Consider the following 8,669-nt stretch of genomic DNA (forward strand, 5'->3'; position numbering starts at 1 on the left):
TTCCACAGGAGCCAAGAATATTCAAAGCTGTCAAAAACGCAGTTCCAACAGTGGAAAATGTTGTATTGACTGAAGGAGGCTGCTGCTGGTTGCATGCAGTCGTGTCAATTAACAAACAAACCGAGGGCGACGGTAAAAACGCAATCATGGCAGCATTGTCTGCACACCCTTCACTTAAGCATTGCGTTGCTGTAGACACTGACGTTGACATATTTGATGCAGAAGACGTTGAATATGCAATATCCACACGTGTCAAAGGCGACCGTGATATCATGATTGTTCCTAATGTACGCGGATCATCCCTTGATCCTGTCGCTGAAAGTGATGGAACAACCACCAAAGTTGGAGTGGATGCAACCAAATCACTTAAAACACTTGAAAAATTTGAAAGAGTTAGTTTCGGTGAATGAGCTAACTTTTTTTATTTAACTTTTTTTCAAAAAAACGAACTCTGATGAAGAAATTTTAATTTGGCATTAAGGTGAATTTACCAGTTCACCATAATCACATCTAAATATTGCCCAGATAAACATTTTTGATGCCCTTTTCATAGGCAATTTCACGAGCCTTAAACAAAATCTCAGGCCTTGTTGGTGAAATTTCTCTCATCTTATAGTATGGAAAAGCCCTTGAAAAATGAAGAGGCACATTAGGACCCAATTCACCAACTACAAAGTCACACAGCTCACTAATTTCATCGATGGAATCGTTATAATCATTAATTATCAAATTTGTTATCTCCAGGTGCTTGCCTTCGCTATAAATTATTTTCAAGTTATCCAATACTACATCCAAATCCGCACCGCAGACCTTCTTATAAAAATCCCCAGACATTGATTTCAAATCTATATTGAATGCGTCGACAAAACCCAAAACCTCCTGAAGCGACCTATCCGAATAGTATCCGTTGCTTACATAAATCACTTTCAGGTTTTTTTGCCTTGCAAGTAAAGAGGTTTTCTTGGAGAAAGGCAAGTGTATCGTAGGTTCATTATAGGTCCAAGCAATGGACTTGCAATTATACTTAAGTGCATTTTCCACAATCGCTTCTGGCGTTATTTTAATGCCTCTGGAAATCTTGTCATATTCTTGTGATATCATATAGTTCTGGCAATGCAAACATGTCATGTTGCACCCAAAACCGCCGATTGAATATGTAAAAGTGCCGGGTAAAAACTGATTCAATGGCTTCTTTTCAACCGGATCCGGTGAAAGTGATGATACAATACCATATGATGTGTCATGCAACTGCCCATTGATGTTTTTATGCTGTCTGCAAATCCCAACATTGCCGTCGGATATTTTACAGTAGTTCGCACAAATCTCACATCGAATCTTTTGTGTTTTGGAACTCTTTTTATATAGGTCATTACTCACTAACATAGTGCTCATAGCCCTTATTTTTAATTCGCTCAACAAAGCCGTTTTCCAATGTAAGCTCAACTACATCAGAATCCGTTACCTCTCCGATTACCTTATAGTCAATGTCCAATTTTTCCAAGTCATCCTTTTTGATTGTAAACAGCAGTTCAAAGTCTTCGCCGACATGAAGTATTAAATCCAGATAATCCCGGTTTAATTCACTAGCCAACTCTTTATACTCATCTGAAATATCTAAAAGTTCTTCATGAATCATGAAGCCAAAGCCATCTTTTTTAATCTCATACAATTCGCTTGCAAGCCCGTCGGTAATGTCTGTGGCGGAAGTTGCATAATCCCTTAAAATCAAACCTTCCTTAAGCCTTGCCTTTGGTTTTATGGCATGATCCACATAAGTATTATCCAATGCGTCTAATTCAAATCCCAATGCTGCAAGGCCAATATCTCCTGTAACAGCAATCAAATCACCCTCACTGTAAGTATTTTTCATTAACGGTTTATCACACAAACCTAAAGCGGTACCGGTGATTATGATTTCAGATGCCTCATTGGTGTCTCCACCGATTAATGGAATTTGGTAATAATCGCAAGCTTTCAAAACACCATCGATAATCTCTTTAAAACAATCCAATTTTAAGTCTTTTGGAATTGCAATGGCCAATAAAAATCCTAAAGGTTCAGCTCCCATCGCAGCCAAGTCACTCACATTAACCGTGACCGCCTTAAAACCCATGTCAAAATAAGACATGCTTTCGGGAAAATGTCTTGACTGGACAAGCATGTCACATGTCGAAATCAGATTTGTAGAATTAAATTCGGTAATGGCAGTGTCATCTGGCGTTATGCTTTTTGAATTAGCAATAATATATCTAACTAATTCCTTTTCACCAATATCGGAGACTTTGAGAGTCATGAATATTAGTATAAATTTTAAAATAAATAAATTTTAAGAAAAAATGAAAGAAAAAGTAGATGAAAATTTAGCATCTACTTAACTTTAACTGTTGTTTTTATGGTATTTTTAAGGTAAGATATTTTTACAGTGTACTTTTTGCCTTTTTTGAGTTTTTTAATAACATCTTTCTTAATGGTAACTTTTGCCACTCCTTTTTTGTTGGTTTTTGCAGTGTAAGTTTTTCCTTTGAATTTAAAGGTTATTTTTTTGCCTTTAACTGCTTTTCCATTGATTTTAAGGGTTGCTTTTAAAGCGAATTTTTTAGCAGTCTTTTTAACAGTGACTTTATTTGCTTTTAAAACGACTTTATCTGGAGCTTTAGATACTGTAATAGTATTGTTATATGATTTACCATTAACTGTGGTCGTTATTATGTAGGTTTTAGGAGATTGTGTTATCTTTAACTTAGCTATTCCATCATCATCAGTGATTGCTTCAGTGGTTTTTCCGTTGATTGTGAAAATAACTTTTTCGCCGGCACCAATGGCGTGACCGTCAGCGGTTACAACTCTTACGCTAAAGTAAGAGTCATTGCCATAGACAACAGACATGTTTTGATTGTCGATTATTTTTACATCATCACTAACTGTATAAATCTTCAATACCGCAAATTTGCCTTCATCATAAAGATCGCTCCAGTTACCTTCCCTATTTACAAAGGACATGCCATGAGCGAAATGTGTTCTCACATCACTGATATTGCCAACCGGCACGGAGTCTGAAGTTATTTGAGCATAAAAGACATCTCCTTGTTTAACCGGAATATATTTATCTAATTTAACTGTGTGGAATCCGAAATATGGAGAAACACCTTTCTGTGTTAATCTTAATTCATTATTTACATAGATTTCGATTGTGTAATTGATATTCTCCCTTTCGAAATATGTTCCAACACCTGCAATTAAATCGTCATCCACTGCATAAAACAAATTGGCATAACTAATATTTTCACCTGATATGAAATCGCCGCTCCATACAATATCATGTTGATAGTTCTTGTTGTAGTGCACATCATTTTCAATAATTATTGCAGTGGCATATTCATCAATGTTGGTAGATACGGATAATGTCTTGTCATAATATGAAACATACACTATCCCATCTTTTCCCCAATCCTTGCCATAGCTGTTTTTTACAATCCATGCCCCATTGCCTGGAGGGGTTATCAGGAAATTGGTTGCCGGATAATTATCATCCCATCCAATTATTGAAATTTCATGGATTGCATCATAAAACTTATCAACATATTGGGCAGAGTTATTTGGGTCATAATATGGATTTACGTCATCAATGGTGGCTTGACCATAAAAAGATGCATCAACAGAACCGTATTTGAAAATTGCAGACTTGATATATGAACCGTTATCCTCAGCGAAATTAGAAACAAACATCACATCTTGAATGTGAATATCCTCCCCGGAGGAAATTAGTGGTGAAATTTTTCCAAATTCGTCATATGAATCGTAATCCTGTGAGAATGTTCCCAACCAACTTACTAAATAAGATACTGACAGAGAACACATTCCCGCTTCAGTTATAAGTTTATGTCCATAATTTGAGTATTTCAACATCAGATTTCGCATATTGTTTTGTGAAAGGTCGATTTTTATTCCACAAGATTTCAATAATGCTGACTCTATAGCGCCTGTCATACCAAATGTCCAGCAGGACTGTATATTTCCTTGGTTTTTAACTTCAGAAACCCAAACCCAGTCACGGGAATCATATCTGACTGGAAGATGGGCAACATTAAAGGTATTGTTAATTAAGGTTATGTTAATTCCCTCTGAACAAACTATTGTAGTGTAAAACGTATTGTTAAGTGAGACTGTGTCGTTGTTGTAGACATTGTTAACATCCAAATAACTTTCTCGGTCGAAATCTGTGTAAACGGCATTAGCGTTATTGACAAATGTTGAGTTTGTAATGTTATATGCTGTGTCGATTGCATATATCGCATTTCCTAAAAAAGCGGTGTTATTGATAAATCTAGATTTGGTTACTAGTAATTCGCCATAATCAGAATATAACGCACCTCCATATGTTGGATAACCCTCTATGATTTCAACACGATTTGAATCGAAAGTACAGTTATTTATTTTAGCGCTTACAAATGAAATATAAACTGATCCCCCATTTAATCTAGCTTTATTATTTACAAAATCTGAATTATTGATAAATAATTTGCCGCCTAACTGAATTAAAGCTCCACCATAACCTGATGAGACATTTTTAAATAAGGAACTTATTATTGTAAGATTGCCATCACTACCGGCTGCGCCTGCAATATCGGCATATATTGCCCCTGCATTTTTAGACGAAGTTGTGTTTATAAATTCACAATTTTCAATGGATACATCTCCACCTTCCTTGATTCCAATAGCCCCTGCAGTTTTAATTGCAGTTAAGTTTATAAATTTAGAATTTCTTATTGTGGCATTACTAGTGGTCAGATGCAATGCCGGTGCATAAGAAGCGAATATATTTAAAAATGTAACATTGTCCATAATGATTCTGGATGAATCGCCCATTATCTGAGCAAAGTTATTCTGCACTTTTGAAGTTATTGAACTGTTGTACATATTTACTTCAGAATTGCCTATAAAATAGATGGATGCTCCCTTTTCAGCATAATTATCGACAAATCTACAGTTATCAATGACAAGCAGTTCCCCCTTATATGCTATCGCTCCAGCAGCTTTAGTTGCATTATTGCTGATGAAAGTAACATTATTTAAAGTGATTTTTCCAGAACCAAAAATTGCTCCCCCAAAATCTGAATTACCGTTAATGAGAACCAAATTTGATATTGTAACATTATTTCCGTCAATTTTGAAAATTCTTGATTGGTTATTCGCATCTATAATATAATTATTTCCGTTTATTGTAAAGTCATTTTTATCTACGAATATTCCTTCTTTTAAATTTTCTTCATTGTCAAATCTGTAATTTTTCGTTATATCAATTGAATCGGATGAAGTATCAATTTTCTCTTGAAGTTCAGTAAAATTACCAGGTTCACCAGTCGTATAAATTTCGTTTTCTTCAATTTCTAAAGTATCATCATCTGCATCAGGAGACGATATTTCAGAAACGGTGTCAGCTGCACTAACTGCACCTGCCATAAGAATAGCTAAAAGTAAAATAGCCATAATATATTTGAATTTCATATTACCACTAATTCAACATTTATTATATAAAGCATATATAACTTATGATTTAACTGAATATTTTAAAAAAAAGCCTAAAAAAGATTATATAATATGGAAAAATATTTCGAAATTCCATATAAAATTCAACTAATTATAGAAAGATGACATGAAAAATTAATATCTAAAAAAAAGTAAAAGGATTTCAGAACTACAGGTGTTCTGAAACTCTGTCTTTAATGATTTCATACATTCTTTTATCAATTCCAAGAGGATCTGTCAAAACGATTTCACCGTCAAACTCGACAGGTTCGTCATCATGGTCATGATGGTGGTGATGATGCCCGTGACCGTGTCCATGGCCATGGCCGTGGTCATGATGGTGGTGATGATGCCCGTGGTCATCATGGTCTTCATAATCGCTTTCAATGCCCAGCAATCCTGGAATATCCCTTTTTGTGTGAAGTCCATGTGCTACAAATACAGGCACAACAATGATTTTTTCCAAATCGTTTTCTTCTGTTAATTTCTTGATTGTTTCAGGTATTCCTGGTTTTCTGATTTCCATAAACCCATATTCTACCGGCATTTCTGGAAATTCTTCAGTATACATATCTTTATATGCTTTGATTACTTCTTCACCATCGTCCAATCTGGAACCATGGGACAACAATAATATTCCTGTTTTCTTATCAGCCATAATATCATCCTTAATAAGTTTTAAGTTAAATTATTTTAAGTTATCTTGAAAAAAAATTTTTTCAAAAAAATATATGAAAAATTATAATTTTTCATCAACCATTTTAGCTAAGATATCAATTAATATGTCATCAGCCTTAATAGGCTCCGGATAGAGTATTTCTCCATCAAATTCCACAGGAGTCAGGTCATGTTCATGGTCATGATCGCCATGGCCATGTGAGTGAGAATGTTCATGCTCCTCTAAAAATCCTAATATATGTGGAATATCATGGGTTGTGTGCATTCCAGGAGCGATAAATACCGGTACAACAACCAGTCTTTCCAAATCGTTTTCTTCCACTAGCTTATCAATGGATTCGGGAATGCTTGGACCGCATAGTTCCATGAATCCGAAACTGGAAGGCAATTCGCAAGTTTTTTCAAACTTATTGTATAATTCTGTTGCAAATTCTTTGTTGTAATTTAGTCTGGAACCATGAGTTACAAGTAAAATTCCGGTTTTTACATCGCCTAATTTAGATTCCGCCAAAGCTTCATTAATTCTTTTATCAATGATATCCAAAAGCTCATCACGAGGGCCGATTGAACTTAAAAGCTCAATTTCACCGTCAAAGACTACATCATCGGCAATTGACAGGTAGTGTTCGGCAGGATAGTTTCCATCAGGACATCTCGGATCCTCTTCCAAAGGTTCAAGACCCAGCAATTGCGGAATGTCAATGTTTGTGTGAATTCCTGGAGCCAAAAATACCGGCAGAGCGATGATTCTGTCCAAATCATCAACTTCATCTTTTAAAATTTCTACGGCACCGGCAATTGTAGGCTCAGATACTTTCATATAACCTATCTCAGCTGCAAGGCCAGTTTTTTTGATAAATTTTTCCTTAATTTCAGTGAAAACCTCTTCAGCGTAAGGCAATGTGCTTCCGTGACTCACTAAAATTACGGCGGTATTATTTGATAACTTTGAATTTGTATCCATATGAGATTACTCCGTCTTCTCCATCCTCTCTGACTTTTCTAAATACCATCTCTACATCGTCACCGATTTCAAGATCGTCAACATCACAGTCTACAAGCTGTGAGGTTAATTTTGCACCCTCTTCAAGTTCAATGACTGCTACAGCATATGGTGCTGAGTTTTTAAAGTCATCTGGTGCTGATCTAATTACAGAATAAGTGTATATTTTTCCTTTTCCAGAAAATTGGAAAGGTTCAAGGTCTCCTTTTCTCCTACAATTAGGACAAACTACACGAGATGGGAAGAATAACTCACCACAAGTGTTACATTTAGAACCTATAAGATTGTATCTTTGTTGTATATGACGCCATGTTCTTACAGTATCGGACATGTGAATCCTCCATAATAATTTTTAATATGTATAATATATTGCCAATAATATAAATAAGTATTTTTTTTATTACTCTTTTTGATATAATTTAAAAAATGTATTACATATTTACACAAAATCACAGAGTCGCACTTCAACAATTAACTTATAAATTACAATCCAAATTTTTAAAAATGAAAAGAAAAAAACTCGACTCAAAAGGTAATATAATAGTAGGAACAACGGCGATTCTAGTTGTAGCCCTGTTGCTGATTTGCATATTTGTTGTAACATCTCTAAATTATATCCAAAATTCAAATATTGATTCTCAGTCAAATGATATCTTTAAAAACATTATTGACGATTATTCGACTAATATAGAGATTTTAGGTCAAAGATCGATTGGAGATGCAACACAAAAAGTATACAATGGACTTCCCATACTTGACAGCGAAGACCAAATTAAAAAGAATTTGAACAAACACTTAGAAGAAAAGAATGAAGAATTTAAAAAAAAATATGACATCGATTTGGATTCAGAGACCTTATCAGTTGAACCAAGCGATTCACCGTGGAAAATATTGTTTAAAGTTAGGTTAAATGGTAAAAAAGGCAATGAAGAGTTTTCTCAAGTCATTGAGCGTAACGCTTCCATAGAGGGTTTAAGGGATCCGCTGCCTATTGCAAAGCTTACAATAGCTTCAGGAGTCATGGCATATGGCGATAAAATCCATTATAAAACTGCACTATCCGCATATATGCTGTTGCATAATTTCGACTCTCCCGAATCATATATTGAAGCTACCGCGCCCATGACAATCAAAAAATGTCCATATGATCCATACGTTCACCATGGAGACCCAAATGTTTTGAAGGATTGTCTTAAAACGGGATACTTCCACGAAAGCGCTGACGGAAGCTGTTATCTGTGCAGACTGGAGGCCAAGGGGAAATGTCCGCATTATGGTATGGAAGTATTTATACAAACTCACACTCCACTTGGAAATGAATCCCTGTCGTGTTCTGATCATGTAGTATTTGCAGACCACTACAACGGCGAGAAAATAGATCCAAATGACTGGAACAGTCTGATTCTGGACTCTTCCCACAGAAAAAAATATGGGCTGGATGGAAATGAAAGTTATTGAAATT

At 35.3% G+C, this 8,669-nt stretch carries 7 protein-coding genes and 1 pseudogene; 2 read left to right on the plus strand and 6 right to left on the minus strand.

The features are described 5' to 3' along the window. Positions 1-410, plus strand: a pseudogene (locus ACJMLO_RS02135) (UbiD family decarboxylase); the annotation flags it as partial. Positions 411-510: 100 nt separating this feature from the next. Here ACJMLO_RS02135 and amrS read toward each other — a convergent pair. The 6 genes from amrS to ACJMLO_RS02165 all read right to left on the minus strand — a co-directional run bounded on the left by amrS (position 511) and on the right by ACJMLO_RS02165 (position 7,538). Continuing rightward, positions 511-1,383 (minus strand): AmmeMemoRadiSam system radical SAM enzyme, encoded by an 873-nt coding sequence (gene amrS, locus ACJMLO_RS02140; protein ID WP_405293464.1) that lies wholly within the window; start codon positions 1,381-1,383, stop codon positions 511-513. Continuing rightward, positions 1,370-2,293, minus strand: a complete 924-nt coding sequence (thiL, locus tag ACJMLO_RS02145; RefSeq protein ID WP_405293466.1) for a thiamine-phosphate kinase — start codon at positions 2,291-2,293, stop codon at positions 1,370-1,372. The genes amrS and thiL overlap by 14 nt, the downstream gene beginning before the upstream one ends. A gap of 74 nt (positions 2,294-2,367) precedes the next feature. After that, entirely contained in the window at positions 2,368-5,505 is a 3,138-nt protein-coding gene (locus ACJMLO_RS02150; protein WP_405293468.1) for a C1 family peptidase, read from the minus strand. A gap of 190 nt (positions 5,506-5,695) precedes the next feature. Beyond that, on the minus strand, positions 5,696-6,184 hold the full coding sequence (cfbA, locus tag ACJMLO_RS02155; RefSeq protein ID WP_405293470.1) for a sirohydrochlorin nickelochelatase: 489 nt from the start codon (positions 6,182-6,184) through the stop codon (positions 5,696-5,698). Positions 6,185-6,265: 81 nt separating this feature from the next. After that, positions 6,266-7,168, minus strand: a complete 903-nt coding sequence (gene cfbA, locus ACJMLO_RS02160) for a sirohydrochlorin nickelochelatase (protein WP_405293472.1) — start codon at positions 7,166-7,168, stop codon at positions 6,266-6,268. Then, positions 7,140-7,538 (minus strand): Zn-ribbon domain-containing OB-fold protein, encoded by a 399-nt coding sequence (locus ACJMLO_RS02165; RefSeq protein ID WP_405293474.1) that lies wholly within the window; start codon positions 7,536-7,538, stop codon positions 7,140-7,142. The genes cfbA (ACJMLO_RS02160) and ACJMLO_RS02165 overlap by 29 nt, the downstream gene beginning before the upstream one ends. Positions 7,539-7,711: 173 nt before the next feature. On the opposite strand from ACJMLO_RS02165, the gene ACJMLO_RS02170 reads away from it, so the two are divergent. Beyond that, complete coding sequence (locus ACJMLO_RS02170; protein ID WP_405293476.1) at positions 7,712-8,665, plus strand: hypothetical protein; 954 nt, start codon at positions 7,712-7,714, stop codon at positions 8,663-8,665. Positions 8,666-8,669: the final 4 nt, after the last annotated feature.

The sequence above is a fragment of the Methanobrevibacter sp. genome (assembly GCF_045120835.1).
Classification (GTDB): Archaea; Methanobacteriota; Methanobacteria; order Methanobacteriales; family Methanobacteriaceae; genus Methanocatella.

Bases quoted from the DNA above. Each gene is read 5' to 3' on its own strand.
- cfbA (WP_405293472.1), bottom strand. From the start codon at position 7,168: ATGGATACAAATTCAAAGTTATCAAATAATACCGCCGTAATTTTAGTG.
- ACJMLO_RS02165 (WP_405293474.1), bottom strand. From the start codon at position 7,538: ATGTCCGATACTGTAAGAACATGGCGTCATATACAACAAAGATACAAT.
- cfbA (WP_405293470.1), bottom strand. From the start codon at position 6,184: ATGGCTGATAAGAAAACAGGAATATTATTGTTGTCCCATGGTTCCAGA.
- amrS (WP_405293464.1), bottom strand. From the start codon at position 1,383: ATGTTAGTGAGTAATGACCTATATAAAAAGAGTTCCAAAACACAAAAG.
- ACJMLO_RS02150 (WP_405293468.1), bottom strand. From the start codon at position 5,505: ATGAAATTCAAATATATTATGGCTATTTTACTTTTAGCTATTCTTATG.
- ACJMLO_RS02170 (WP_405293476.1), top strand. From the start codon at position 7,712: ATGAAAAGAAAAAAACTCGACTCAAAAGGTAATATAATAGTAGGAACA.
- thiL (WP_405293466.1), bottom strand. From the start codon at position 2,293: ATGACTCTCAAAGTCTCCGATATTGGTGAAAAGGAATTAGTTAGATAT.